The sequence below is a fragment of the Modestobacter sp. VKM Ac-2986 genome, assembly GCF_026967795.1.
Lineage (GTDB): Bacteria > Actinomycetota > Actinomycetes > Mycobacteriales > Geodermatophilaceae > Modestobacter.
This window is the reverse complement of the sequence record NZ_JAPVBH010000004.1, coordinates 1-25,364: the sequence shown is the minus strand read 5'-3', so window position 1 is coordinate 25,364 and position 25,364 is coordinate 1. Positions and strand designations below refer to the sequence as shown.

Below are 25,364 nucleotides of genomic sequence, written 5' to 3'. Positions count from 1 at the left end.
AGTTCCAGCTGAGCGGGTTCCTCCTGACGGTCCTCGGGATCGTCGCCTTCGCTGTCGGCCTGCTCTTCAGCATCGGCTTCCACGAGTTCGGCCACTTCTACTGGGCGCGCCGCTTCGGCATGCGCGTGCCGCAGTTCTTCGTCGGCTTCGGCCCGACCGTGTTCTCCCGCCGGTACGGGGAGACCGAGTTCGGCATCAAGGCCGTGCCGATGGGCGGCTTCATCCGCATCGTCGGGATGATCCCGCCGGCCGAGCAGAACGAGAGCAAGCGCGCCACCCGGATGCGCAGCTTCATCGCCGAGGTGCGCGGTCAGGCCCTCAACGACGTGCTGCCCACCGACGGCGACCGGGTGTTCTACAAGAAGCCCTGGTGGCAGCGGGTCATCGTCATGGCCGCCGGCCCGGCGCACAACCTGGTCCTGGCGATCGTCCTGTTCCTCGTGCTGCTCGTCGGCATCGGCATCCCCGCGGTCAGCACGACCGTGGACCGGGTGCCCGCCTGCGTGCTGCCGGCCACCGCGCCGGTCGACGCCGGGTGCGAGACCCCGGTCGACGCCTCCGGGACGCTGCCGCCGGCGAGCCCGGCAGCGGCGGCCGGGCTGCAGCCCGGTGACCGGATCCTGGCCGTCGACGGCACGCCGATCGCCCAGGACCCCAACGACGGCGGCTGGGCGAGCCTCGTCGTGCGCGTCCAGGCCAGCGCGAACACCCCGCTGACCCTGACCATCGACCGGGACGGCGAGCAGCGGCAACTGACCGTGACGCCGATCGAGAACCAGGTCTACGACGCCGACGGTGAGATCGCCACCGCCGGTTACCTGGGCGTGCAGGCCGCGCAGGTCTACGCCCGCCAGCCGCTGAGCTCGCTCCCCGGCTACTTCGGCACCGTGATCAGCCAGTCGGTGCAGCGGCTGGTGCAGATCCCCGAGCGGGTGCCCCAGCTCTTCCGGGCCGCCTTCCTCGGTGAGGAGCGCGACCCCAACGGGCCCATCGGGGTCGTGGGCGTGGGGCGCCTGTCGGGCGAGGCCTTCGCCGACGAGGACTTCACCACCGTCCAGAAGCTCAGCTTCTTCGTCGGCCTGCTCGCCAGCGTCAACCTGGTGCTGTTCCTGTTCAACCTCGTGCCGATCTACCCGCTGGACGGCGGGCACGTGGCCGGGGCGCTGTACGAGAAGGCGCGCGCCACCGTCGCCCGGATGCGTGGCCGCCCCGACCCGGGCCCGTTCGACATCGCGCGGCTGATGCCGGTCGCCTATGTGGTCGCCGGCCTGTTCCTCCTGCTGTCCGGGCTCCTCGTGGTCGCCGACCTGGTCAACCCGATCACGCTGAACTGAGGAAGGACCCCCTCGCCCCCCCCATCGCTGGTCCCTCGCGGCGGGCCCCTGCGAGGGGGCCTGACCCTCGCCGCGCCGCCGGCACGCTCGCGGCGGGCCCGGCGAGGGGGGTGGACCGGCGTGTGGCGACGTCACAGCTGTGCCGCCACCACCTCCTCGCCGGAGCGGTAGATACTGGTCGGCATGGCGATCCCCGTCAGTCTCGGCATGCCGGCTGCGCCCCCTCCCGTCCTCGCTCCCCGTCGCAAGACCCGCCAGCTCGACGTGGGCGGTGTCGGCGTGGGCAGCGACTTCCCGGTGAGCGTGCAGTCGATGACGACCACCAAGACCGCCGACATCAACGCGACGCTGCAGCAGATCGCCGAGCTGACCGCGTCGGGCTGCCAGATCGTGCGGGTCGCCGTCCCGGACACCGACGACGTCGAGGCGCTGCCGATCATCGCCAAGAAGTCGCAGATCCCGGTCATCGCCGACATCCACTTCCAGCCGCGCTACGTCTTCGCCGCGATCGACGCCGGCTGTGCCGCCGTCCGGGTCAACCCGGGCAACATCAAGAAGTTCGACGACAAGGTCGGCGAGATCGCGCGGGCCGCCAAGTACGCCGGCACCCCGATCCGGATCGGCGTCAACGCCGGGTCGCTGGACAAGCGGCTGCTGGAGAAGTACGGCAAGGCCACCCCCGAGGCGCTGGTCGAGTCCGCGCTGTGGGAGGCCTCGCTGTTCGAGGAGCACGGCTTCCAGGACATCAAGATCTCGGTCAAGCACAACGACCCGGTGGTCATGGTCCGCGCCTACGAGCTGCTCGCCCAGCAGTGCGACTACCCGCTGCACCTGGGCGTCACCGAGGCAGGCCCCGCGTTCCAGGGCACGATCAAGTCCGCCGTCGCCTTCGGCGCGCTGCTGTCCCAGGGCATCGGCGACACGATCCGGGTCTCCCTCTCCGCCCCGCCGGCGGAGGAGGTCAAGGTCGGCAACCAGATCCTCGAGTCGCTCAACCTGCGCCAGCGCGGGCTGGAGATCGTCAGCTGCCCCTCGTGCGGCCGCGCCCAGGTCGACGTCTACACGCTGGCCAACGACGTCACCGCCGGCCTCGAGGGCATGGAGGTGCCGCTGCGCGTCGCCGTCATGGGCTGTGTCGTCAACGGCCCGGGGGAGGCCCGCGAGGCCGACCTCGGTGTCGCGTCGGGCAACGGCAAGGGCCAGATCTTCGTCAAGGGCGAGGTCGTCAAGACCGTGCCCGAGGAGCTGATCGTGGCCACGCTCATCGAGGAGGCCAACCGTCTGGCCGCCGCGATGACCGCCGACGAGCTGGCCACCGCCGGCGGCTCGCCGGTCGTCACCGTCTCCTGACCCGCACCTGCTGAGCCGGTCGAGGACGGGGACCCACGTGCTGCGTGCCGCGGCCGCCCGGGTGCTCGACGCCGACGACGAGCTCGCCGTCCGCGAGCTGCTGGACACCGACCCCGTCGGTGCCTGCATGCTCGCCGGCCGGATCGAGACCCACGGGACGGCGTCGTCGACGCTGGGCGCCCCGCTGTGGGGACTGTCCACCGGACGGCGACTGGACGCGGTCTGCCTGGCCGGTGCGAACCTGATCCCGTTCGCCCGGCCCGGCACCGAGCGCGCCGCGGCCGCCGCGTTCGCCGAGCGGGCGCGGCGGGCCGGCCGGCGCTGCTCCACCATCGTCGGCCCCGCCGCCTCGGTGCTGCCGCTGTGGGAGCTCCTCGAGCCCTCCTGGGGGCCGGCCCGCGAGGTCCGCGCCCGGCAGCCGCTGATGGCCATCGACGGACCGCCGACCGTCGCCGCCGAGCCCGCCGTCCGCCCGGTGCGGCCGGCCGAGATCGACCTGCTGTTCCCCGCCGCCATCGCGATGTTCACCGAGGAGGTCGGGGTCAGCCCGCTGCGCGTCGACGGCGGCGCCGGGTACCGGGCCCGGGTGGCCGAGCTGGTGCGCGCCGGGCAGTCGCTGGCCTGGATCCGGGACGGCGAGGTGCTCTTCAAGGCCGACGTCGGCGCCGTCTCCCGGTCCGCCTGCCAGGTGCAGGGCGTCTGGGTCTCCCCGCAGCACCGCGGCCAGGGCATCGGCCAGCGCGGTACCGCCGCCGTCGTCGAGTACGCCCGCACCACGATCGCCCCGGTCGTCAGCCTCTACGTCAACGACTACAACGCCGCCGCCCGGGCCGCCTACCAGCGGGTGGGCTTCACCCAGGTCGGCACCTTCGCCTCCGTCCTCTTCTAAGAGGACTCCGCTGCCCCCCACGCCACGCTCCGCGCGGCGCGGGACCCTGCAGCGGGGCCGGGGCGGCTGACCGGCACGGCGCGGGGTGCTCGGTCGTGGGAGCTGCGTCTGCCAGGGTGGGGTACGTGCGCAGCCGATCACGTTCCGAGTACAGGCGCGGGGCCACCCGCCGGGCGGCCACGGCGGGCGGTGCGGCCGTCCTGGTCCTGGCGCCCCTGCTGGCCGGCTGCTCCAGCGACCCCACCGCCGACGTCCGCGCCGCGGCGCAGGCCTTCCTCGACGACTGGGCGGCGAGCCGGACCGACGCCGCCGCCGGCCGCAGCACCGATCCCGCTGCGGTCGGCACGCTGCTGCAGCAGACCGCCACCGACCTCCCCGACGCCACCCTGACCCCCGCCCTCGGCGCGGTCACGGTCACCGACGAGACCGCCACCGTCGCCTGGCGGGCCACCTGGGACCTCCCCGCGGCCCCCGACTGGCAGTACGACGCCTCGCTGCAGCTGCGCGAGGCCGACGACGCCTGGCAGGTCGTGGCCGCACCGACCCTGGTCCACCCGGAGCTGGCCTCGGGGCAGCACCTGGAGCTGACCCGCCGGCTGCCCGACCGGGCCGCGATCACCGACGGCACCGGCGCCCCGCTGTTCGCCGTGACCGAGGTGGTCAACGTCGGCGTCGACAAGGCCCAGGTCACCGACCTGCCCGCGCTGGCCGCCGGGCTCGCCGCCGCCACCGGCGTCTCCGCGGAGGAGATCAACGCCGACGTGGAGGCCGCGCCGGACGGCCAGTTCGTCCCGGTCATCACCCTGCGCCGGCCGGACTTCGAGGAGATCCGCGCCCAGGTGTTCGACCTGCCCGGCGCGGTCTTCCCCACCAGCTCCCGGCTGCTGGCGCCCAGCTCCCGCTTCGGGCTGGCGCTGCTGGGCCGGGTCGGGGAGGCCACCGCCGACGTCCTGCAGGGCACCCTGGGCGAGGACGGCGAGCCGGTGTACGCCGCCGGTGACCAGCTGGGGCTGTCCGGTCTGCAGCTGGCCTACCAGCAGCAGCTGACCGGCACCGCCGGGTTCAGCGTCGCCGTCGCCGCCACCGACGAGACGCTGGAGGACGCCGGCCGGCAGATCGCCGCCGTGGAGCCCGTGCCCGGCACCCCCGTGCAGACGACGCTGCTGCCGGCCGTGCAGGACGCCGCGGACGCCGCGGTCGCCGCCCAGCCGCTGGCCACCCACATCGTGGTCGTGCGCCCGGGCACCGGGGAGGTCCTGGCCGTCAGCTCCAACGAGGCCGCCAACCCCACCAACGCGCTGTCCGGGCAGTTCCCGCCCGGGTCGAGCATGAAGGCCATGACGGCGACGGCGCTGCTGTCCGCCGGCACGCTCACCCCCGACTCCCCGGTGCCCTGCCCGGGGACGACGGTCGTCGAGGGCCGCGAGTTCGAGAACGAGGACCAGTTCGACCTGGGCACCGTGCCGCTGACCGAGGCCTTCGCCGAGTCCTGCAACACCACCTTCATCCAGCAGGGGATGGCCCTGCCCGACGACGCGCTCGCCGCGGCCGCCGCCTCCTACGGCGTCGGCAGCGACTGGCAGCTGCCGGTGGGCCTCTTCAGCGGTGACGTGCCCGCCGACGCGACCGGCACCACCAAGGCCGCCGACCAGATCGGTCAGGGGCAGGTCCTGATGAGCCCGGCGCAGCTCGCGCTGGTCGCGGCCGGCATCGCCAGCGGCACCCCGGCCGCCCCGGTGGAGGTCGTGGGCGCCGACCCGGCCGGGCCGGCGCCGGCCGGCCCCGGCCAGCAGGTCCTCGAGGCGCTGCGGCCGATGATGCGCCAGGTGGTGCTCACCGGGACCGCGACCGGGGTCGCCGACCGCGGCGAGGTGTTCGGCAAGACCGGGACGGCCGAGTTCGGCACCAACACCCCGCCGGACTCCCATGGGTGGTTCATGGGCTGGCAGGCGGGCGGGCCGCAGGGCGACCTCGCGTTCGCCGTCCTGGTCGAGGCCGGCCAGACCAGCAAGCTGGCCGTCGACGTCACCGACGCCTTCCTCGGCGGGCTCTGACGGCAGACCGCTCCGGTCCCGTCCCGCGCACGTCGCGGGCGGGACCGGCGGCGGTCAGTCCGGGAGGCCCGGGAACGGGGTGGTGACCGGGGTGCGGCCGGCGGCGGTCCGCCAGCCGATCGCCCGCAGCTCCGCAGCCCCGAGCTCGGCGACGCCGAGCTCCCGGGTGCCGGCCTCGGTGGCCTGGTCCAGGACCCAGGTCCACGCCGACGACGTCCCGTCCTCCAGGGTGACCGCCAGGACGGCGGCGTCCACCGCCGACAGCACCGGGAAGGGCAGCGCGTAGCCGCCCTCGGCACCGACCGGCTCGACCCCGCGGGAGGTGAGCAGCCCGGCCAGCCGGTCCCGGAGGTCGCGGTGCACCTGGCGGGCGACGGCCACCGGCTCGCGCTGCTCGAGCGGCAGGGCGGCGCCGACCACGGCGTACCCCCAGACGGCGGTGTGCGCGGCGGCCAGTGCGCTCTGCAGCGCCGCGTCCTCGGCGGCGGTGGGGGAGGGGGCGGTGCTCGGGGCGTCAGACACGGTGCTGGCCTCTCCGGGAGGGGACGGTGCCGGTCACGCCAGCTGCCCGGCCTGGCCCCGGAGCCCGGCGGAGACGCTGCCCAGCAGCGCGGCCCGGCCGCCGGTGAACGCCGGGCACGCCGCGGCGTGGGCGTCGGCGGCCGCGGTCACCCGGGTGCGCAGCCACTCGCGGGCGCCCGCGGCGTCCGGCGGGCCGTCGGTCGCGGTGGCGGCCGGGGTGCCGGGGGCCGGAGGAGCGCTGCTGGTGGCCCCGGCGCCCGGGGCGGCGGCCCGCAGCCGGTCGAGCTGGGCGCGGGCCTGGTCGGCGAGGCCGGCCGCGGTCGTGGCGAGCTCCGGGGCGGCGGTCAGGGCGCTGGCGTAGGCGGCCACCAGCGTCTCCTGCACCTGTACCTGGGCCGCGAGCTGGTCGACCTGGGCCGGGGTGACCGCGTCGGCGTCCTCCACCGGGTCGCCGGTGCACCCGGTCGCCAGCACGGCCGCGCCGGCGAGCGTGCCGAGCAGCAGGCTGCGGCGGCTGAAGGCGCCGGCGGCGGGGGAGGACGACAGCGGACCGGACATCGCCGTCCATCCTGGCAGCCCCGCCGGTGCGGTGTCGGGACGGTGGCGGCACAGGTCACGCCCGCGTGGCAGGTGGGACGGGAGGTGCGGGCGGTAACCTGGCACCTCACGCGCAGCGCGCCGGGGCAGGAGTGCCCCGGCGGGCACCGGGGAGTGCGTCCGGTGGGCTGTCGCGGTCCAACACAACAGGAGGCAACCGGTGTCCACGCGAGCTGCAGGCGCCGGTGACGAGGTGACCACCCGGCTCACGGGCTGGGTCGAGCCCGTCGTCGCCGCCGCCGGCTACGACCTCGAGGAGCTCGTCGTCCGCCCGGCCGGCCAGCGCTCGGTGGTCCGGGTCGTCGTCGACCGCGACGCAGGCGTCAGCCTCGACGATGTCGCCCAGGTCAGCCGTGCGCTCTCCGAGCGCCTGGACGCCGAGGACGAGGCGCTGGGCCGCTCGCCCTACGTCCTGGAGGTCACCAGCCCCGGCGTCGACCGGCCGCTGACCCTGCCCCGGCACTGGCGGCGCAACGTCGGCCGGCTGGTCACCGTCGCGGTCGGCCCGGAGAGGTCCCGCGAGCAGGTCACCTCCCGGGTGGTCCGTGTCGAGGACGACGGCGTGGTGCTGACCGTGGAGAAGGGCGGCACCAAGAAGGGCCAGGTGCGCCGCACCGTCGGGGAGCGCACCGTGCCCTGGGCGGAGCTCGGCGAGGCGCGGGTGCAGGTCGAGTTCACCCGTCCGGCCGGCCACCGCGACGCCGCGCTGGTCTACGAGGCCGACGAGCAGGAGTCCGACGAGCACGAGGACGACACGGACACCGACGACGAGTTCGACGACGACGAGCTGTCGGACGACGAGCTGTCCGACGACGAGCAGGACGGGCCCGCGGGCACCGACGACGACGAGCAGCACCCGACCGGGGTCGGCGCGGCCGGTGCAGCGGGAGGACCGGGCGACCGGGTCCCCGCCGCGCCCCGCGGGACGACCGGTCGCGACCAGGAGGAACAGAAGTGAAGATCGACCTGACCGCCCTCGCGGCGATCGAGCGGGACAAGGACATCCCCGCCGACACCGTGCTGCACGCGATCGAGAGCGCGCTGGTCACCGCCTACCGGCAGGCCGAGGGATCGGCCCAGCACGTGCGGGTGCGCATCGACCGGACGACCGGCGACGTCGCCGTCCTGGCCCAGGAGCTCGGGCCCGACGGCGAGGTCGTGCACGAGTTCGACGACACCCCGGGCGACTTCGGCCGGATCGCGGCCGGCACCGCCCGGCAGGTGATGGTGCAGGCGCTGCGGGCCGCGGAGAACGAGCAGACCTTCGGCGAGTACGCCGGCACCGAGGGCGACATCGTCAGCGGCGTCGTGCAGGCCGATGCCCGCCGCAACACCCAGGGCCTGGTGCTGGTCGACATCGGCAAGGTCGAGGCCCAGCTGCCGCAGGCCGAGCAGGTGCCCGGTGAGAGGTACGAGCACGGCAGCCGGGTGAAGGCCTACGTGGTCTCCGTCGCCCGCACCCCCCGTGGCCCGCAGGTCACCCTCTCCCGCACCCACCCGAACCTGGTCCGCAAGCTCTTCGCGCTCGAGGTCCCCGAGGTCGCCGACGGCAGCGTCGAGATCGTGGCGGTCGCCCGGGAGGCCGGGCACCGGTCGAAGGTCGCCGTCCGCACCTCCGTCCCGGGCCTGAACGCCAAGGGCGCCTGCATCGGCCCGATGGGCCAGCGGGTCCGCAACGTGATGAGCGAGCTGCACGACGAGAAGATCGACATCGTCGACTTCTCCGACGACGACGCGACGTTCGTCGCCTCCGCGCTCGCCCCGGCCCGGGTCACCAGCGCCCGCGTCGTGGACGCCGCGGCCCGCGCCGTGCAGGTGGTCGTCCCGGACTACCAGCTGTCGCTGGCGATCGGCAAGGAGGGGCAGAACGCCCGGCTCGCCGCCCGCCTCACCGGCTGCCGCATCGACATCCGCAGCGACGCCCAGCCCACCGACGGCGACGCCCCGGCGTCCCCGGGGGTCGGGCGTGCGCCGCTGCGGGCCAGCGGTCCCGGCGGCCCGACCGGACGGCCCACCGGCCGCGGCCCCCAGGGCGGTGCCCGCACTCCCGGGCGACGGGCGGAACACCCCGGCCCGTCGGCGCGCTAGACTCGGAGATGGCCGATCCGTCAATCCCGGTGCGCACCTGTGTGGGCTGCCGGAGACGTGCACCGGTCACCGAGCTGTTGCGTGTCGTCGTCCGCGGCGGGGGCCTGACCCCCGACCCGCGGCGGCGGCTCCCCGGCCGGGGTGCGTCCCTGCACCCCACCGCGGAGTGCCTGCAGGCAGCAGTCCGGCGCCGGGCCTTCCCGCGTGCGTTGCGCAGCAGCGCCACACTGGAGACCGGAGCGCTCGAGGAGCTCGTCTCCGGCAGGTCCACCTGACCGGCCGGGACGGCGCCCGGGCAGCACCACCGCGACAGAGAACACCGTCGGACCGGCACCCGGCCGGTCCACTACGAGAGCAGGACGACCTCGGATGAGCAACCCGTGAAGTCGCCACGATGACCATGCACCACCACTAGCAACGAGGTCGAGCGGGCCAGCCGCCGGCCTCACCAGAGGAGACCCGTGCCAGGCAAGGCCCGCGTACACGAGCTCGCGAAAGAGCTCGGTATCGACAGCAAGGCAGTGCTCGCCAAGCTCAAGGAGCAGGGCGAGTTCGTGAAGTCCGCGTCCTCCACCGTCGAGGCCCCCGTGGCCCGGCGGCTCCGTGAGGCGTTCCCCGGCGCCGGCTCGCCCACTGGCTCCGGCTCGACCGGCGCCCGTCCGGGCCCCGGCCCGCGCCCGGCCGCACCGCGCCCGTCCGCTCCGGTGGTCTCGGCCCCCGCAGCGCCGGTGACCCCGGTCGCGCCGTCCGCGCCCGCGGCCCCGGCCGTCCCCCAGGCCCCCGCGGCTGCCGCCCCGACCCCGGCCCCGGCCGCTGCGTCGGCCCCGGCTCCCGCACGTCCGGCGACGCCGGGCCCGCGTCCCGGCCCGCGGCCGGCGCCGCAGGTCCGTCCGGCCGCCCCGCAGGCCCCGGCCCCCCAGGCCCCGGCTGCACAGGCACCCGCGCCCCAGGCTCCGGCCGCCCAGGCTCCGGCCGCCCAGGCCCCCGCGGCCCAGGCCCCGGCCACCCCGGGTCCGCGTCCGGCCGGTGCCCCCGGTCAGGGCGGTGCCACCCCCGGTCCGCGTCCGGTCGGCTCCGGCCCGCGTCCGGGTCCCCGTCCGGCCCCGCGGCCGGGCAACAACCCGTTCAGCAGCGCCCCGCGTCCGGCTGCCGCCGGCCCGCGTCCGGCGCCGGCGCCCGGTGCGCCGAACCAGGCCGGTCCCGGCGGTCCCCGTCCGGCTCCGGGCGGTCCCCGTCCCGGCCCCGGCGCAGGCGGTCCCCGTCCCGCGTCCGGTCCTGGCGGCCCGCGTCCCTCCGCCGGTCCCGGCGGACCGCGTCCCAACCCCGGCATGATGCCGCAGCGTCCGAGCCCCGGCATGATGCCGCCCCGGCCCGCTGCCGGCGGTCGTCCGGGTGGTCCCGGCGGTGCCGGTGGCCCGGGTGCCGGTCGCGGTCGTCCCGGTGGCCCCGGTGGCGGCGGCGGTGGCGGTGGCTTCCGTCCCGGTGGCGGCGGTCCCGGTGGCCCCGGTGGCGGCGGCGGTGCTCCGGCCGGTGGCTTCCGCCCCGGCGGCGGTGGCGGCGGTCGTGGCCGTGGCCGCGGTGGCTCCGGTGCGGGCACCGCGGGTGCCTTCGGGCGTCCGGGTGGTCGCGGTCCGGTCCGCGGGCGCAAGAGCAAGAAGCAGCGGCGTCAGGAGTTCGACTCCATGGCGGCGCCGTCGATGGGTGGCGTCTCGCTGCCCCGTGGCAACGGACAGACCGTCCGGCTGCCGCGCGGCGCGTCCCTGACCGACCTGGCCGAGCGCATCAACGCCGAGCCCGCCGCGCTGGTCACCGCCCTGTTCCACCTGGGCGAGATGATCACCGCGACGCAGTCGGTCAACGACGAGACGCTGCAGCTGCTCGGCGCCGAGATCGGCTGGGTCATCCAGGTCGTCAGCCCGGAGGACGAGGACCGCGAGCTCCTCGACACCTTCGACCTCACCTTCGGCGACGAGGAGAGCGACGACGAGGACGACTGGGACATCCGTCCGCCGGTCGTCACCGTCATGGGTCACGTCGACCACGGCAAGACCAAGCTCCTCGACGCGCTCCGGCACGCCAACGTGGCGGGCAAGGAGGCCGGTGGGATCACCCAGCACATCGGCGCCTACCAGATCGTCACCGAGCTGGAGGGCAACGAGCGCCCGGTCACCTTCATCGACACCCCGGGTCACGAGTCGTTCACCGCGATGCGTGCCCGTGGCGCGAAGGTCACCGACATCGTCGTGCTGGTGGTCGCTGCCGACGACGGCGTCATGCCGCAGACGGTCGAGGCGCTCAACCACGCCCAGGCGGCCAACGTGCCGATCGTGGTCGCGGTGAACAAGATCGACAAGGAGGGGGCCAACCCCGCCAAGATCCGCCAGCAGCTCACCGAGTACGGGCTGGTGGCCGAGGAGTACGGCGGCGACACGATGTTCGTCGACGTCTCCGCGACCACCCGTCAGGGTCTCGACGACCTGCTCGCGGCGGTCCTGCTCACCGCCGACGCCTCGCTGGACCTGCGCGCCAACATCGGCCAGGACCCCCAGGGTGTCGTCATCGAGGGCAAGCTGGACAAGGGCCGTGGCCCCGTCGCCACGGTGCTCGTCCAGCGCGGCACGCTCCGCGTCGGCGACTCGATCGTGGCCGGTGACGCCTACGGTCGCGTCCGGTCGCTGCTCGACGAGCACGGCACGAAGCTCAAGGAGGCCCTGCCGGCCCGCCCGGTCCAGGTCGTCGGCCTGACCTCCGTGCCGCGCGCCGGTGACACCTTCCTCGTCGTCGAGGAGGACCGGATCGCCCGTCAGATCGCCGACCGCCGCCAGGCCCGGATCCGCAACGCGCAGAACGCGTCGATGCGGAAGCGGATCAGCCTGGAGGACCTGGACGCCGCGCTGAAGGAGAACCGTCAGCTCAACCTGATCATCAAGGGCGACAACTCGGGCACCGTCGAGGCGCTCGAAGAGGCGCTGATGAAGATCGAGGTGAGCGACGACATCTCGCTGCGGGTCATCCACCGCGGCGTCGGTGGCATCACCAAGAGCGACATCGACCTGGCGCTGGCCGACGACGTCATCGTCCTGGGCTTCAACGTCCGGGCCGAGGGCCAGGCCACCGAGCTCGCCAACCGCGAAGGCGTGGACGTCCGGTACTACACGGTCATCTACCAGGCCATCGAGGAGATCGAGTCCGCGCTCAAGGGCATGCTCAAGCCCGAGTACGAAGAGGTGCAGCTGGGCACCGCGGAGGTCCGCGAGGTCTTCCGGGTCCCGAAGATCGGCAACGTCGCCGGCTCGCTGGTCCGCAGCGGCACGATCGTCCGCAACTCCAAGGCCCGTCTCATCCGGGACGGCGCCGTGGTGGCGGACAACCTGACCGTCGAGTCGCTGCGTCGCTTCAAGGACGACGCGACCGAGGTCCGCGAGGGCTACGAGTGCGGCATCGGGCTGGGGTCGTTCAACGACATCAAGCCCGAGGACGTCATCCAGACCTTCGAGCTGCGCGAGAAGCCGCGTCTGTGACGGAGGAGCCCGCCCTCCCCGCCTGAGCTCGCTCGGGTGGGGAGGGCGGGCCCGCCCGTCGCCCCACCCCGGTTCGCCGGGGTGGGGCGGCGGGCAGGACACCGTCCGGCGGCAGGGAGGGGAGGGCACCGGTGTTCTCCGGCATGCTGAGCGCCGACCTGCTGCTGGGCGACGTCCACTCGCTCAAGGAGAAGCGCGCCGTGGTGAGGCCGATCGTGGCCGAGCTGCGGCGCCGCTTCGCGGTGGCCGCCGCGGAGGCCGGTGACCTGGACCTGCACCGCCGCGTGCAGATCGGGGTCGCCACCGTCGCCGGCGACGCCACCCAGGTGACCGACGTGCTCGACGCCTGCGAGCGCATGCTGGCCGAACGCCCCGAGGTGATGCTGCTGTCCACGCACCGCCAGTTGATCAGCGACACGGACGACTGAACCGGGCAGGCCCACGCCTGCCCAACTGTGAAGGAGCAGCTGAGATGGCCGATCCCGCCCGGGCACGCCGACTGGCGGTGCGCATCCGTCAGATCGTCTCCGCCACGATCGAGATGCAGATCAAGGACCCGCGGCTGGGGATGGTCACCATCACCGACGCGCGGGTGACCAGCGACCTCCGTGAGGCGACGGTGTTCTACACCGTCTACGGCAACGACAACGAGATCGAGGACTCCGCGCGGGCGCTGGCCAGCGCCACCGGGGTGCTCCGCTCCACGGTGGGGAAGCAGACCGGCATCAAGTTCGTGCCGACGCTGACCTTCGTCGCCGACATCGTGCCCGACACCGCCCGCGAGCTCGAGCAGGCGCTGGAGCGGGTCCGGCACGCCGACGCCGAGCTGGCCCGCGCCCGTGAGGGCGCCGAGTACGCCGGCGACGCCGACCCGTACCGCAAGCCCGCCGTCGACGAGGACGACGAGGACGCCGACCTCGAGGACGACGACGTGGACGTGCCCGCCGAGGCCGGTGCCGGTCGCACCGACGACTTCGCCGACGAGCGGCCCTCCGCCGCGGCCCAGCGGAGCGCGTCGTGACCGAGGCGTCGGACCCCGACCCGTTCGACCTGACCGGTGAGCACCAGGGCGTGACCCTGGGCGGCCGCGAGGAGCCCGGCACCGGCGACCCGACCGCCGGGGGCAAGCAGGGCCAGGTCGGCGAGGTGGACAGCATCGCCGCCGACGAGCCCGAGGACGGCTCGCACTACGCGGTCGGTGGCGGCAACACCGACCCGGAGCCGCAGCAGCCACCCACGGCGGACCCGCACCCGTGACCGTCGACGTCCAGGTGCCGACGGCCGTCGGGCTGCTGTCCGCAGCCGCGGCCGCCGGGGCCACCGTGGTGCTCTCCGGCCACGTGCAGCCCGACGCCGACGCGCTGGGCAGCACGCTCGCCCTGGCCGAGGGGCTGCGGCGCTGCGGTGCCCGGGTGGTCGCGACGTTCCCCGAGCCGTTCGTGCTGCCGCAGTCGCTGAGGTGGCTGCCCGGTGCCGACCGGCTCGTGCACCCGGGCACCGTGCCCGCCGATGCCGACCTGTTCGTCAGCCTCGACGCCGCCTCTCCCGGCCGGCTGGGTGCGCTGGCCGGTCTGCTGGAGTCCGCGGGCCGGTCGATCGTCGTCGACCACCACGCCAGCAACCCCGGGTTCGGCGACGTCCCGGTGGTCGACCCGCACGCCGCGGCGACCGTCGTCCTGGTCGCGGACCTGCTCGAGGGGCTGGGCGTCGACCTCGACGGGCAGCTGGCGACCTGCCTGTACGCGGGGCTCGCCGCCGACACCGGCTCCTTCCGCTTCGGCAACACCGATCCGGGCACGCACGAGCTCGCCGCCCGGCTGCTGCGCACCGGCATCGACCACGCCGCGATCAGCCAGCGGCTGTTCGACACCGCCCCCTTCGGCTGGCTCGGCCTGCTGTCGGCGGTCACCGGCCGGGCGGTGCTGGAGCCCGACGTGGGCGCCGGGCTGGTGCTGACCTGGTCCACCGCGGCCGAGGCGCGCGAGCACGGGCTGGCCCCCGACCAGCTCGAGGCCCTCGTCGACGTCGTCCGGGCGACCGCCGAGGCCGACGTCGCAGCGGTGCTCAAGGGCGCCGACGACGGCTCGTGGGTCGTCTCCATGCGCTCCCGGGGCGCGACCGACGTGGCCCGGGTGGCGATGGCCCTGGGTGGCGGCGGGCACCGGGCCGCCGCCGGCTACAGCTCCCGGCTGGACCGCGAGGGGACGATCGCCCAGCTGCGGGCGGAGCTCGCGCGCTGAGCCGGTCGATCCCCGCGCTGGCGGCACCGGCGCTCGTCGTCCTGGCCGCCGAGCCGCTGTACCTGCTCGTCGACACCGCCGTGGTCGGCAACCTGGGCACGACGGCGCTCGGCGGGCTGGCCGTGGGCGGCGGACTGCTGGCCTACGTCGCCGCCCTGCTCAACTTCCTCGCCTACGGCACCACCGCCCGGGCCGCCCGCCGTACCGGCGCCGGTGACCGCCCCGGTGCGGTCGCCGAGGGCGTACAGGCGACCTGGCTGGCCGTGGGGCTCGGCGTGGGCATCGCCGCGCTGTTCCAGGTGCTCGCCGGTCCGCTGACCCGGCTGATGGCCGGCGGACCCGGGCCGGTGGCCGAGGCCGCGGAGCAGTGGCTGCGGGTGGGGAGCCTCGGGCTGCCGCTGCTGCTGGTGGCGCTGGCCGGCAACGGCTGGCTGCGCGGGGTGCAGGAGCTGCGCCGCCCGATGGTGTTCGTGCTCGCCGGGAGCCTGGTCAGCCTGGTGCTCTGCCCGCTGCTGGTGCACACCGCAGGGCTCGGGCTGGTCGGCTCGGCGGTGGCCAACGTGGCCGGGCAGGCGCTCTCGGCGAGCCTGTTCGTCCGCACGCTGGTCCGGGAGCTCGCCGGCTCGGACGTCTCCTGGCACCCCCGGCTGCCGGCCCTGCGCGCCCAGCTCGTGCTCGGCCGCGACCTGCTGCTGCGGGCCGCGGTCCTCCAGGTCGCCTTCGCCGTGGCCGCCGCCGTGGTCGCCCGCTCCAGCACCGCCCAGCTGGGCGCCCACCAGGTCGCGCTGCAGCTGTGGCTGTTCCTCGCCCTGGTGCTCGACGCCTACGCGATCGCCGCGCAGACCCTGGTCGGCACCGCCCTCGGTGCCCGGCGCCCGCAGGAGGCCCGGCACACCGCCGTCCGGGTGGTGCGCTGGGGGCTGGGCACCGGTGTCGTCGTCGCGGTCGTCCTGCTGGTGCTGCGGCCGGTGCTGCCGGGGCTGTTCACCGACGACCCGGCGGTGCTGGCCCAGGCCGGTGTCGTCTGGTGGTTCCTGGCCCTCATGCAGCCCCTCGCCGGGGTGGTCTTCGCCCTCGACGGGGTGCTGATGGGCGCCGGGGACGTCGCGTACCTGCGGACCGTGACCCTGGGCGCCGCCCTGCTGGGCTTCCTGCCGCTGTCGCTGCTGTCGGGCTGGCTGGACTGGGGCCTGCCCGGGGTGTGGACCGGGCTGACCCTGTTCATCGTGCTGCGGCTGGTCGCGGTCGGACAGCGGGTGCGGGGGAGTGCCTGGCTGGGTGAGAGCGTGACCCCGTGAGTCCGAAGAAGCCCGACGCCGACGTCCCGCCGTCCCTGCTGCTGGTCGACAAGGCCGGCGGCATGACCTCCCACGACGTCGTCGCGATCGCCCGGCGGGTGATGGGCGTCCGCAAGGTCGGCCACGCCGGCACCCTCGACCCGATGGCCACCGGCCTGCTGGTGCTCGGGGTCGGCGCGGCCACCCGGCTGCTCGGGCACCTCTCCGGCTCGGACAAGACCTACGAGGCGACGATCCGGCTGGGCCAGACCACCGTCACCGACGACCGGGAGGGCGAGGTCACCGCCACGTCGTCGGCCGCCGACGTGAACGAGGACGCCGTCCGGGCCGCCCTGGCCGCGCAGGTCGGGCCGCTGCAGCAGGTGCCCTCGTCGGTGAGCGCGGTCAAGGTCGACGGGAAGCGCTCCTACGACCGGGTGCGGGCCGGTGAGGAGTTCGAGCTGGCCGCCCGTTCGGTCACCGTGCACGCGATCGACGTCCACCGCGTCGTCCGGCCCATGCCGGACCTCGTCGACGTCGACGTCACCGTCTCCTGCAGCACCGGCACCTACATCCGGGCCATCGCCCGGGACGCCGGGGCGGCGCTGGGCGTCGGCGGGCACCTCACCGCGCTGCGCCGCACGTCCTCCGGTCCGTTCGACACCACGCTGGCCCGCCCGGTGGAGGACGCCGCCGGTGCGCTGGCCGGCCCCGGCAGCGGCCCGGGCGTGGTGGCCCTGACCGACGCCGCCCGCGCGGTCTTCCCGGCCCGGGAGCTCACCGAGAGCGAGGCCGTCGCCCTCGGGTACGGCCAGCGGGTGCCGGCCACGGGTGCGCCGGGCCTGCACGCCGCGGTCGCACCGGACGGCCGGCTGGTCGCCCTGGTCGAGGACGCCGGCCCGCAGGCCTTGGTCGTCGTGGGGTTCCCGCCCGGCTGAACCCGGCCGTGTCACCGGCGCCCTCGCTGGGCAGGGAGGGCCCATGAGCGTCGTGAAGATCAACTCAGTGACCGTGCCGGAGGACAAGCGCGAGCGGTTCGAGGAGCGGTTCCGTGGCCGCGCCGGGGCCGTGGAGACCACCCCGGGCTTCGAGTGGTTCGAGCTGCTGCGCCCTGCCGAGGGCACCGACCGCTACCTCGTCTACACCCGCTGGGAGAGCCAGGAGGCCTACGAGGCCTGGCAGACCAGCCAGGACTTCGACCGGGCGCACGACGGCGGCGGCGACACCCTGGCGCCGGCGGCCGAGCGCTCGCAGAACCACCTGGAGAGCTACGAGGTCGTGCAGTCCGCCGGCCCGCACGGCGAGAAGAGCTGACCTCCCGCCCGCGCCCGGGTCCCGCCCCGGGCGCGGGCTAGGGTTGCGGGGCGGCACGGCACCCGCCGGACCGCCAGCACCAGCACCTCAGGTGGGAGCCATGACCGACACGCTCAACGACAGCCGCACCTCCTCCCGGATGTTCGTCGAGGGCGTGCCGCTGGTCGTGGAGGACGTGCCGCGCCGGTCCGCCGCAGAGCGCGCCCAGCAGCTCGAGGACCCGGGCTTCGGCCGCTACTTCACCGACTCGATGTTCATCGCCCGGTACCGCGCCGGCGAGGGCTGGGTCGACGCCCGGCTCACCCGCTACGCGCCGCTGCAGATGGACCCGAGCGCGGCCGCGCTGCACTACGCGCAGTCGATCTTCGAGGGCCTCAAGGCCTACGCCCAGCCCGACGGCAGCGTGGCCACCTTCCGCCCGGAGGCCAACGCCGCCCGCTTCGCCCGCGGTGCGCGGCGGCTGGCCATGCCGCCGGTGCCCGAGGACGCGTTCCTCACCGCCGTCGACGCGCTCGTCGACGCCGACCGCGACTGGGTCCCCACCGGTCCGGACCAGACGCTGTACATCCGGCCCTACCAGCTGGCGGTCGAGCCGTTCCTGGGCGTGCGCCCGGCCCACGAGTACCTCTTCGTGGTCATCGCCAGCCCGGCCGGTGCCTACTTCCCGCGCGGCGTGCACCCGGTGTCGGTCTACCTGTCCGAGGACTACATCCGAGCGGCCCCCGGCGGCACCGGCGACGTCAAGTGCGCCGGCAACTACGCCGCCAGCCTGCTGGCCCAGGAGCAGGCCATCGCGGCCGGCTGCGACCAGGTGGTCTGGCTCGACGCGGTGGAGAAGAAGTACGTCGAGGAGATGGGCGGGATGAACCTGTTCTTCGTCCTCGGCTCCGGCGAGGACGCCGAGCTGGTCACCCCCGAGCTCACCGGCACGCTCCTGCCCGGCATCACCCGCGACTCGCTGATCACCGCGGCCCGCGAGCTGGGGCACCGGGTGACGGAGCGGAAGTTCAGCGTCGAGGAGTGGCGGGCGGGCGTCGCCGACGGCACGGTCACCGAGACCTTCGCCTGCGGCACCGCTGCCGTCATCACCCCGGTCGGTGCGGTCAAGGCCCGCACCGGCGACTTCGTCGTCGGCGACGGCGAGCCCGGTCCGCTGACGATGCAGCTGCGCGCGCACCTGCTCGACGTCCAGCACGGGCGGGTGGCCGACCCGCACGGCTGGCTGCACCGCGTCGTCCCGGCCGCCTGAGCCGACGGTCGGCAGGGGAGTCGAGTGCTGCGCTGGCGTGGGTTGGACGCCGCCCCGGGTGACCTCGGGCGGGCGGTCGTCACCATCGGCATGTACGACGGGGTCCACCGCGGCCACCAGCACCTGATCGGTGCCGCGGTGGCCCGCGCCCGGGCGATGAACCGGCCGGCGCTGCTGCTGACCTTCGACCCGCACCCGGCCGAGGTGGTCCGCCCGGGGTCCCACCCGGCGATCCTCACCGCCGCGGACCGCAAGGCCGAGCTGGTCGCCGCCCTCGGCGTGGACGCCATGTGCGTGCTGCCGTTCACCTCGGCGTTCAGCCGGCTCACCCCCGGGGAGTTCACCCACACCGTCCTGGTCGAGCACCTGCACGCCGCCCAGGTCGTCGTGGGGCGCAACTTCACCTACGGGCACCGCGCGGAGGGCGACGTGGAGACCCTGACGGCCGAGGGTCGCCGCTTCGGCTTCGGCGTCGAGGGCGTCGACCTCACCAGCGTCGGCTCGGCCCCCGACCTCACCGGCGACGGCGAGGTCACCATCTCCTCGACCTACATCCGCGCCTGCGTGGCCGCCGGTGACATGGCGTCGGCGGCGCTGGCCCTGGGCCGCCCGCACCGGGTCGACGGCATCGTGGTGCGCGGTGACCGGCGCGGCCGCGAGCTCGGCTACCCGACGGCGAACGTGGAGAGCCCGCGGTACACCGCCGTCCCCGCCGACGGCGTCTACGCCGGTCACCTGGTGCTGCGCGACCACCACGGCGCCACCCGCAGCCGGCACCCGGCGGCGATCTCGGTCGGCAGCAACCCCACCTTCTCCGGCGCCCGGCGCACGGTCGAGGCGTTCCTGCTCGACTTCGAGGGCGACCTCTACGGCGAGCACGTGGGCGTGGAGTTCGTCGAGCGGCTGCGGCCGATGACCACCTTCGCCGGCATCCCCGAACTGCTCGTCGCCATGGCCGACGACGTCTCCCGCACCCGCACCCTGCTCGAGCTCTGACGGACCCCTCCCAGGGCGGGGACCCGGCGGCGGGGGACCGCGGCACACCGGGGGCTTGCCGGGCCCGTGTAATCTCGGGCGTGACGTCGGGTGACCGACGTGTGTGCCTGCTGCCCCCGTGACACAGACCGGGGGCCACACGTGACCTGCCCTGGAGGCAAAGATGGCGCTCGAGAGCGCGACGAAGAAGCAGATCATGACCGAGTACGCGACGGTCGAGGGCGACACCGGTTCCCCCGAGGTGCAGGTCGCGATGCTGACCCGACGGATCAGTGACCTGACCGAGCACCTCAAGATGCACAAGCACGACCACCACAGCCGGCGGGGCCTGCTCCTGCTGGTCGGTCGTCGTCGCCGCCTGCTGAACTACCTGGCCAAGACCGACATCAACCGGTACCGCTCGCTCATCGAGCGGCTCGGCCTGCGCCGCTAGCACCACCGAGGGGACCGCTCCGGCACGCCGGGCCGGTCCCCTCACTCGTGCGGCACCCGCCGCACGGGACCACCGGCCGATGCGTCGCCCGCCCCGCGTGGGCCGGTCCTCGGTGGTGGCCCCCGGGACAGCGAGCCGGACACCGGCACCCGCGCCCCGAGGGCTTCGATCGAGCACCGGTCGCCCCGGACGCCGACGGCGCACCCGCCGCGAAGAGGACGTCGCCGCATGCGACGTAGGAAGAGGACACGATGTCTTCACCCAGCACCGACACCACCGACTTCGACGCCGAGGACGGCGTCTTCACCGCCACCGCGGTGATCGACAACGGGGCCCTCGGGACCCGCACCGTCACCTTCGAGACCGGCCGCCTCGCCAAGCAGGCCGCGGGCTCCGTCGTCGCCACCATGGGCGACACCACGCTGCTGTCGGCCACCACGGCCGGCCGCCAGCCCAAGGACCAGTTCGACTTCTTCCCGCTGACGGTGGACGTCGAGGAGCGGATGTACGCGATCGGGAAGATCCCCGGTTCGTTCTTCCGCCGTGAGGGCCGCCCCTCCGAGGACGCGATCCTCACCTGCCGCCTGATCGACCGCCCGCTGCGCCCGACCTTCGCCAAGGGCCTGCGCAACGAGGTCCAGGTCGTCATCACCGTCCTGTCGCTGGACCCCGACCACGTCTACGACGTGCTCGCGATCAACGCCGCGTCGGCCTCCACCCAGCTGTCGGGCCTGCCGTTCTCCGGCCCCGTCGGCGGCACCCGCGTCGCGCTGATCAACAACCAGTGGGTCGGCTTCCCGACCCACGCCGAGCTCGAGGACGCCGTCTTCGACATGGTCGTGGCCGGCCGGGTCCTGCCCGACGGCGACGTCGCGATCATGATGGTCGAGGCCGAGGCCACCGAGAAGACCATCGAGCTCATCGCCGGTGGCGCCACCGCCCCGACGGAGGAGGTCGTCTCCGCCGGTCTCGAGGCCGCCAAGCCCTTCATCAAGGCGCTGTGCCAGGCGCAGGCCGAGCTGGCCGGCAAGGCCGCCAAGCCCGAGGCGCACTTCCCCCGCTTCCTGGACTACCAGGACGACGTCTACGCCGCCGTCGAGGCCCACGCCACGGAGAAGCTCACCGTCGCGCAGGCCATCGCCGGCAAGCAGGACCGCGAGGAGGCGACCGACGCCGTCAAGGACGAGGTCAAGGCTGCTCTCGCCGGCCAGTTCGAGGGCCGCGAGAAGGAGATCTCCGGTGCCTTCCGCGCGGTGACCAAGAAGGTCGTCCGCCAGCGCATCCTCCGCGACAAGATCCGCATCGACGGCCGTGGCCTGACCGACATCCGGCCGCTGTCGGCCGAGGTCGAGGTCCTGCCCCGGGTGCACGGCTCGGCGCTGTTCGAGCGCGGCGAGACCCAGATCATGGGCGTCACCACGCTGAACATGCTCCGCATGGAGCAGCAGCTGGACACGCTGAACCCGGTCACCCGCAAGCGCTACATGCACAACTACAACTTCCCGCCCTACTCCACCGGTGAGACCGGCCGCGTGGGTTCGCCCAAGCGCCGCGAGATCGGCCACGGCGCGCTCGCCGAGCGGGCGCTGCTGCCGGTGCTGCCGGACCGCGAGGAGTTCCCCTACGCGATCCGCCAGGTCTCCGAGGCCCTCGGCTCCAACGGCTCCACCTCGATGGGCTCGGTCTGCGCCTCGACGCTGGCCCTGCTCAACGCCGGTGTGCCGCTGAAGGCGCCGGTCGCCGGCATCGCCATGGGCCTGGTCTCCGACGAGGTCGACGGCAAGACCCAGTACGTGGCGCTGACCGACATCCTCGGTGCCGAGGACGCGTTCGGTGACATGGACTTCAAGGTCGCCGGCACCAAGGACTTCGTCACGGCCCTCCAGCTGGACACGAAGCTCGACGGCATCCCCTCCGACGTCCTCGCCGGTGCGCTGACCCAGGCCCGCGCGGCCCGGCTGCACATCCTCGACGTCATGCTCGAGGCGATCGACGGCCCCGACGAGATGAGCCCGTTCGCCCCCCGGGTGACCACGGTGCGCATCCCGGTCGACAAGATCGGCGCGGTCATCGGCCCGAAGGGGCAGATGATCAACGCGATCCAGGACGAGACCGGCGCCGACATCACCATCGAGGACGACGGCACGATCTACGTCGGCGCCGCCGACGGCCCCTCGGCCCAGGCGGCCGTGGACCGGATCAACGCCATCGCCAACCCGACGCTGCCCAAGGTCGGCGAGCGGTTCCTCGGCACCGTGGTGAAGACGACGGCCTTCGGTGCCTTCGTCTCGCTGCTGCCCGGCCGTGACGGCCTGGTGCACATCAGCAAGCTGGGCAACGGCAAGCGGATCGCCAAGGTCGAGGACGTCGCCAACGTCGGCGACAAGCTGCAGGTCGAGATCACCGACATCGACGCCCGCGGCAAGATCAGCCTGGTGCCCGTGGTCGAGGGCGAGGCCGCCGCTGCCGGCGACGCCGCCCCGGCCGAGGCCACCGCTCCCGCGGAGGCGTGACCACGTCGTACGGCCTGACCGGGGCCGGGACGGGCGCTGCGGCGTCCGTCCCGGCCCCGGTCGGCACCACGGCGGTGCTCGACGTCGACGAGGTCGGCGGTCGGGTGGAGCGCACCGAGCTGCCCGGCGGCCTGCGCGTGATCACCGAGACGATGCCCGGGGTGCTGTCGGCGACGCTGGGCATCTGGGTCGGCGTCGGCTCCCGGGACGAGAGCCCGGCGGTGGGCGGCTCCTCGCACTTCCTGGAGCACCTGCTGTTCAAGGGGACGCGCAGCCGGACGGCACTGGAGATCGCCACCGCGATGGACGCCGTGGGCGGTGAGATGAACGCCTTCACCGCCAAGGAGCACACCTGCTACTACGCCAACGTGCTCGCCAGCGACCTGCCGCTGGCGGTGACGCTCCTGGGTGACCTGGTCACCGAGGCGCTGAACACCGCACCGGACCTGGAGTCCGAGCGCACGGTGGTGCTCGAGGAGATCGCCATGCGCGACGACGAGCCCGCCGACGCCGTGCACGACCTCTACGCCGAGACCCTGTTCGGGGACACCCCGCTGGGCCGGTCGGTGCTGGGCACGGTGGAGTCGATCGAGGCCCTCACCCGGGACGACGTCGACGGCTGGTACCGCCAGCGCTACGCGGTGCCCTCCATCGTGGTCTCCGCCGCCGGCCGGGTCGATCACCAGCAGGTGCTCGACCTGGTCACCGCCGCCTTCGGCGACCGGCTGTCCGGCGACGCCCGTCCCGACCCGCTGCGGTCGGGGGAGGACGTCGCCCTCGCCGTCCCGGCACGCCCCGGTGGGCTGATCCGCCGGACGACGGAGCAGACCCACCTGCTGCTGGGCAGTCTGGGGATGGGCCGGCTCGACGATCGCCGGTACGCCGCCGCCGTGCTCGACGCCGCCGTCGGCGGGGGCATGAGCTCGCGGTTGTTCCAGGAGATCCGGGAGAAGCGGGGCCTGGTCTACAGCGTGGGGTCCTCGCTGACCCACTACGCCGGCGCGGGCAGCTTCTCGGTCTACGCCGGGTGCTCGCCCAAGCGGGTGCCGGAGGTGCTGCGCCTGGTCCGGGCGTGCCTGGCCGAGGTCGCCGGGACGGGGCTCACCGCCGAGGAGGTGGCCCGCGCCCAGGGCCAGCTCAAGGGCGGGCTCGTCCTCGGGCTGGAGGACACCGGCTCACGGATGAGCCGGCTGGGCAAGAGCGAGCTGTCGTTCGGGGAGTACCTGCCCGTGCGCGCGGTGCTCGACCGGCTCGACGGGGTCGACGAGGAGCAGGTGCGCGCCGTCGCGGCCGACCTGTTCACCCGGCCCACCTGCCTGGCGGTCGTCGGTCCCTACCGGGAGCGCGACCTCGACCGGCTCCTGGCTGCCTGACCGCGTGAGGTCTCGGCTCGCCCAGCACGGTGCCCTGGCCCGCGGCGCTTTCGCGGTCGCGGTGCTCCTGTCCCTGGCCGTGCTGTTCGCCCCGCCCTCGGACGTGCCCTCGGCACCACCGGGGGTGGACAAGGTGGTCCACCTGTCGCTCTTCCTGGTCCTGGCGCTCACCGCCCGGTGGGCCGGGGTCGGGCGGCAGGTGACCGCCGTGTCCCTGGTGCTGTACGCCGCGGTGAGCGAGGTCGTCCAGGGCACCGACCTGGTGCGCCGGGACGCCGAGCTTCTCGACCTCGTCGCCGACACGGTCGGGGTCCTCCTCGGGCTCGCCCTGTGGGCCGTGGCCACCCGGCGCCGCGCGACCGGCTGACCCGCCCCGGGGGTCTGCCTTGCGTCGGCCCCCGTCGTTGGTGAGCATCGCGGCATGACCACCAGCTCGACGACCGTCGTCCCCGCTCCCGCGCCCGCCCCCACCGGGGACTCACCGCTCCTGTCCGTGGGTGTGCTCGGCGCCCGCGGCCGGATGGGTGCGGAGGTGTGCCGCGCGGTCGACGCCGCCGACGACCTCGAGCTCGTCGCGATGGTCGACGAGCGGGACTGGCTGTTCAACGTCGCGGACGCCGGCGCCCAGGTGGTCGTCGACTTCACCCGGCCGGACTCCGTCATGGAGAACATCCGCTTCTGCATCGACCAGAACATCCACTGCGTCGTGGGGACGACGGGCTTCGACGAGGAGCGCCTGGCCACCATCGCCCAGTGGCTGGAGCCCAAGCCCGAGGTCGGCGTGCTCATCGCCCCGAACTTCGGTATCGGCGCCGTCCTGCTGATGCGCTTCGCCCAGGAGGCTGCGCGCTTCTTCCCCTCGGTCGAGATCGTCGAGCTCCACCACCCGCAGAAGGTCGACGCCCCGTCGGGGACGGCGGCCCGCACGGCCCGCCTCGTCGCGGACGCCCGCCGGGCAGCCGGTGTGCCCGCTGCCCCGGACGCCACCCGTGAGCAGGACTCGCTGCCGGGTGCTCGGGGAGCCGACGTGGACGGGGTGCCCGTGCACGCCGTCCGGCTCAGCGGACTGGTCGCCCACCAGGAGGTCCTCATGGGAGCAGCGGGGGAGACCCTCACCCTGCGGCACGACTCCTACGACCGCGCGTCCTTCATGCCGGGTGTGCTGCTCGCCGTGCGGGAGATCAGCCGGCGTCCGGGCCTGACCCTGGGCATCGAGGGGCTGCTCGGCCTCTGAGCGTGTGACAGGTGGGGCTGGTGTGACTGGTGAGGCGTCCGGACACCCGCCATTCACGTGACCTGCGCCGCAATTTCGTAGGCGCCGGACCGTCCTGACCTGCGGTTTCGTGTCCGGGAGGGGGCTCTGAGGGTCGAAACCGGTCCTCGGAGCCCCCGACCGGCTTGACGGCCCGTTCGCCGCCGCGTAACTTCCTCTTTGCGCCGAGCGAGACCGGGCCGGAAGGGCCGGGAGCCGCGAGGTCAGACCCCCAGGGTGTGACAGCGAGCCGTGCTCGGCGTACTGTGGGACAAGCCGCCGCGGAGAACGGCCGAGCAATCGGTCGGGGAACGTGCGCGTCCGCTCCTTGAGAACTCAACAGCGTGCCGAAAGTCAGTGCC

At 74.4% G+C, this 25,364-nt stretch carries 24 protein-coding genes and 1 pseudogene; 23 read left to right on the top strand and 2 right to left on the bottom strand.

Annotated features, from left to right (window positions below; all coding sequences use genetic code 11):
* The first annotated feature begins 8 nt into the window (after positions 1–8).
* From O2W14_RS11285 to O2W14_RS11270, 4 genes are all read left to right on the top strand, one after another.
* Positions 9–1,334 (top strand): M50 family metallopeptidase, encoded by a 1,326-nt coding sequence (locus O2W14_RS11285; RefSeq protein ID WP_269176606.1) that lies wholly within the window; start codon positions 9–11, stop codon positions 1,332–1,334.
* A 183-nt stretch (positions 1,335–1,517) separates the two neighbouring features.
* A complete protein-coding gene (gene ispG, locus O2W14_RS11280) occupies positions 1,518–2,684 on the top strand; it encodes a flavodoxin-dependent (E)-4-hydroxy-3-methylbut-2-enyl-diphosphate synthase (RefSeq protein ID WP_442928836.1) in 1,167 nt (388 codons plus the stop codon).
* Positions 2,685–2,721: 37 nt separating this feature from the next.
* Entirely contained in the window at positions 2,722–3,573 is an 852-nt protein-coding gene (locus O2W14_RS11275; RefSeq protein WP_269176192.1) for a GNAT family N-acetyltransferase, read from the top strand.
* Between the two features lie 125 nt (positions 3,574–3,698).
* The gene (locus O2W14_RS11270; protein ID WP_269176191.1) at positions 3,699–5,627 is read left to right on the top strand and encodes a penicillin-binding transpeptidase domain-containing protein; all 1,929 of its coding nucleotides are present in this window, start codon (positions 3,699–3,701) and stop codon (positions 5,625–5,627) included.
* Between the two features lie 54 nt (positions 5,628–5,681).
* Here the strand turns inward: O2W14_RS11270 and O2W14_RS11265 are convergent, their stop codons facing one another.
* Both O2W14_RS11265 and O2W14_RS11260 read right to left on the bottom strand, forming a co-directional pair.
* Complete coding sequence (locus O2W14_RS11265; protein WP_269176190.1) at positions 5,682–6,149, bottom strand: ferritin-like domain-containing protein; 468 nt, start codon at positions 6,147–6,149, stop codon at positions 5,682–5,684.
* Positions 6,150–6,182: 33 nt separating this feature from the next.
* Entirely contained in the window at positions 6,183–6,707 is a 525-nt protein-coding gene (locus O2W14_RS11260; RefSeq protein WP_269176189.1) for a hypothetical protein, read from the bottom strand.
* A gap of 199 nt (positions 6,708–6,906) precedes the next feature.
* Between O2W14_RS11260 and rimP the strand changes: the two genes are divergently transcribed.
* The 19 genes and pseudogenes from rimP (at position 6,907) to dapB (ending at position 24,984) form a co-directional block, all read left to right on the top strand.
* Positions 6,907–7,704 carry a ribosome maturation factor RimP gene (gene rimP / locus O2W14_RS11255; RefSeq protein ID WP_269176188.1) on the top strand — a complete coding sequence of 266 codons (798 nt, stop codon included), beginning with the start codon at positions 6,907–6,909 and terminating at the stop codon, positions 7,702–7,704.
* Positions 7,701–8,834, top strand: coding sequence for a transcription termination factor NusA (nusA, locus tag O2W14_RS11250; RefSeq protein ID WP_269176187.1), 1,134 nt, complete (start codon positions 7,701–7,703; stop codon positions 8,832–8,834). Before rimP ends, nusA begins: the two co-directional genes overlap by 4 nt.
* An 8-nt stretch (positions 8,835–8,842) precedes the next feature.
* Positions 8,843–9,109, top strand: coding sequence for a YlxR family protein (locus tag O2W14_RS11245; protein WP_269176186.1), 267 nt, complete (start codon positions 8,843–8,845; stop codon positions 9,107–9,109).
* A 186-nt stretch (positions 9,110–9,295) separates the two neighbouring features.
* A pseudogene (locus O2W14_RS11240) lies at positions 9,296–9,436 on the top strand (translation initiation factor IF-2 N-terminal domain-containing protein); the annotation flags it as partial.
* 1,080 nt (positions 9,437–10,516) lie between these two features.
* Positions 10,517–12,355 carry a translation initiation factor IF-2 gene (gene infB / locus O2W14_RS11235; RefSeq protein ID WP_269176604.1) on the top strand — a complete coding sequence of 613 codons (1,839 nt, stop codon included), beginning with the start codon at positions 10,517–10,519 and terminating at the stop codon, positions 12,353–12,355.
* A 131-nt stretch (positions 12,356–12,486) separates the two neighbouring features.
* Complete coding sequence (locus O2W14_RS11230; protein ID WP_269176185.1) at positions 12,487–12,783, top strand: DUF503 domain-containing protein; 297 nt, start codon at positions 12,487–12,489, stop codon at positions 12,781–12,783.
* 44 nt (positions 12,784–12,827) lie between these two features.
* A complete protein-coding gene (rbfA, locus tag O2W14_RS11225) occupies positions 12,828–13,376 on the top strand; it encodes a 30S ribosome-binding factor RbfA (protein ID WP_269176184.1) in 549 nt (182 codons plus the stop codon).
* Positions 13,373–13,612 (top strand): hypothetical protein, encoded by a 240-nt coding sequence (locus O2W14_RS11220; protein WP_269176183.1) that lies wholly within the window; start codon positions 13,373–13,375, stop codon positions 13,610–13,612. The genes rbfA and O2W14_RS11220 overlap by 4 nt, the downstream gene beginning before the upstream one ends.
* A complete protein-coding gene (locus O2W14_RS11215) occupies positions 13,609–14,595 on the top strand; it encodes a DHH family phosphoesterase (RefSeq protein ID WP_269176182.1) in 987 nt (328 codons plus the stop codon). The genes O2W14_RS11220 and O2W14_RS11215 overlap by 4 nt, the downstream gene beginning before the upstream one ends.
* Positions 14,592–15,893: an MATE family efflux transporter gene (locus O2W14_RS11210; RefSeq protein WP_269176603.1), complete on the top strand. Its 1,302-nt coding sequence runs from the start codon at positions 14,592–14,594 to the stop codon at positions 15,891–15,893. Before O2W14_RS11215 ends, O2W14_RS11210 begins: the two co-directional genes overlap by 4 nt.
* Positions 15,890–16,810 (top strand): tRNA pseudouridine(55) synthase TruB, encoded by a 921-nt coding sequence (gene truB / locus O2W14_RS11205; RefSeq protein ID WP_269176181.1) that lies wholly within the window; start codon positions 15,890–15,892, stop codon positions 16,808–16,810. The genes O2W14_RS11210 and truB overlap by 4 nt, the downstream gene beginning before the upstream one ends.
* Before the next feature lie 43 nt (positions 16,811–16,853).
* The gene (locus O2W14_RS11200) at positions 16,854–17,186 is read left to right on the top strand and encodes an antibiotic biosynthesis monooxygenase family protein (RefSeq protein ID WP_269176180.1); all 333 of its coding nucleotides are present in this window, start codon (positions 16,854–16,856) and stop codon (positions 17,184–17,186) included.
* A 100-nt stretch (positions 17,187–17,286) separates the two neighbouring features.
* On the top strand, positions 17,287–18,435 hold the full coding sequence (locus tag O2W14_RS11195) for a branched-chain amino acid aminotransferase (RefSeq protein WP_269176179.1): 1,149 nt from the start codon (positions 17,287–17,289) through the stop codon (positions 18,433–18,435).
* A gap of 24 nt (positions 18,436–18,459) precedes the next feature.
* Positions 18,460–19,431 (top strand): bifunctional riboflavin kinase/FAD synthetase, encoded by a 972-nt coding sequence (locus O2W14_RS11190; protein WP_269176178.1) that lies wholly within the window; start codon positions 18,460–18,462, stop codon positions 19,429–19,431.
* Positions 19,432–19,594: 163 nt separating this feature from the next.
* Positions 19,595–19,864 (top strand): 30S ribosomal protein S15, encoded by a 270-nt coding sequence (rpsO, locus tag O2W14_RS11185; RefSeq protein ID WP_056287976.1) that lies wholly within the window; start codon positions 19,595–19,597, stop codon positions 19,862–19,864.
* Positions 19,865–20,115: 251 nt separating this feature from the next.
* Positions 20,116–22,377, top strand: a complete 2,262-nt coding sequence (locus O2W14_RS11180; protein ID WP_269176177.1) for a polyribonucleotide nucleotidyltransferase — start codon at positions 20,116–20,118, stop codon at positions 22,375–22,377.
* On the top strand, positions 22,374–23,750 hold the full coding sequence (locus O2W14_RS11175; RefSeq protein ID WP_269176176.1) for a M16 family metallopeptidase: 1,377 nt from the start codon (positions 22,374–22,376) through the stop codon (positions 23,748–23,750). Before O2W14_RS11180 ends, O2W14_RS11175 begins: the two co-directional genes overlap by 4 nt.
* A gap of 4 nt (positions 23,751–23,754) precedes the next feature.
* The gene (locus O2W14_RS11170; protein WP_269176175.1) at positions 23,755–24,117 is read left to right on the top strand and encodes a VanZ family protein; all 363 of its coding nucleotides are present in this window, start codon (positions 23,755–23,757) and stop codon (positions 24,115–24,117) included.
* Between the two features lie 54 nt (positions 24,118–24,171).
* Positions 24,172–24,984, top strand: coding sequence for a 4-hydroxy-tetrahydrodipicolinate reductase (dapB, locus tag O2W14_RS11165; protein ID WP_269176174.1), 813 nt, complete (start codon positions 24,172–24,174; stop codon positions 24,982–24,984).
* Positions 24,985–25,364 lie beyond the last annotated feature (380 nt).

What these genes read in the sequence shown, in the direction of transcription:
- ispG (WP_442928836.1), top strand. Translation starts at nt 1,518, where the DNA reads ATGGCGATCCCCGTCAGTCTCGGCATGCCGGCTGCGCCCCCTCCCGTC.
- O2W14_RS11260 (WP_269176189.1), bottom strand. Translation starts at nt 6,707, where the DNA reads ATGTCCGGTCCGCTGTCGTCCTCCCCCGCCGCCGGCGCCTTCAGCCGC.
- O2W14_RS11245 (WP_269176186.1), top strand. Translation starts at nt 8,843, where the DNA reads ATGGCCGATCCGTCAATCCCGGTGCGCACCTGTGTGGGCTGCCGGAGA.
- infB (WP_269176604.1), top strand. Translation starts at nt 10,517, where the DNA reads ATGGCGGCGCCGTCGATGGGTGGCGTCTCGCTGCCCCGTGGCAACGGA.
- rbfA (WP_269176184.1), top strand. Translation starts at nt 12,828, where the DNA reads ATGGCCGATCCCGCCCGGGCACGCCGACTGGCGGTGCGCATCCGTCAG.
- O2W14_RS11200 (WP_269176180.1), top strand. Translation starts at nt 16,854, where the DNA reads ATGAGCGTCGTGAAGATCAACTCAGTGACCGTGCCGGAGGACAAGCGC.
- O2W14_RS11195 (WP_269176179.1), top strand. Translation starts at nt 17,287, where the DNA reads ATGACCGACACGCTCAACGACAGCCGCACCTCCTCCCGGATGTTCGTC.
- rpsO (WP_056287976.1), top strand. Translation starts at nt 19,595, where the DNA reads ATGGCGCTCGAGAGCGCGACGAAGAAGCAGATCATGACCGAGTACGCG.
- O2W14_RS11180 (WP_269176177.1), top strand. Translation starts at nt 20,116, where the DNA reads ATGTCTTCACCCAGCACCGACACCACCGACTTCGACGCCGAGGACGGC.
- dapB (WP_269176174.1), top strand. Translation starts at nt 24,172, where the DNA reads ATGACCACCAGCTCGACGACCGTCGTCCCCGCTCCCGCGCCCGCCCCC.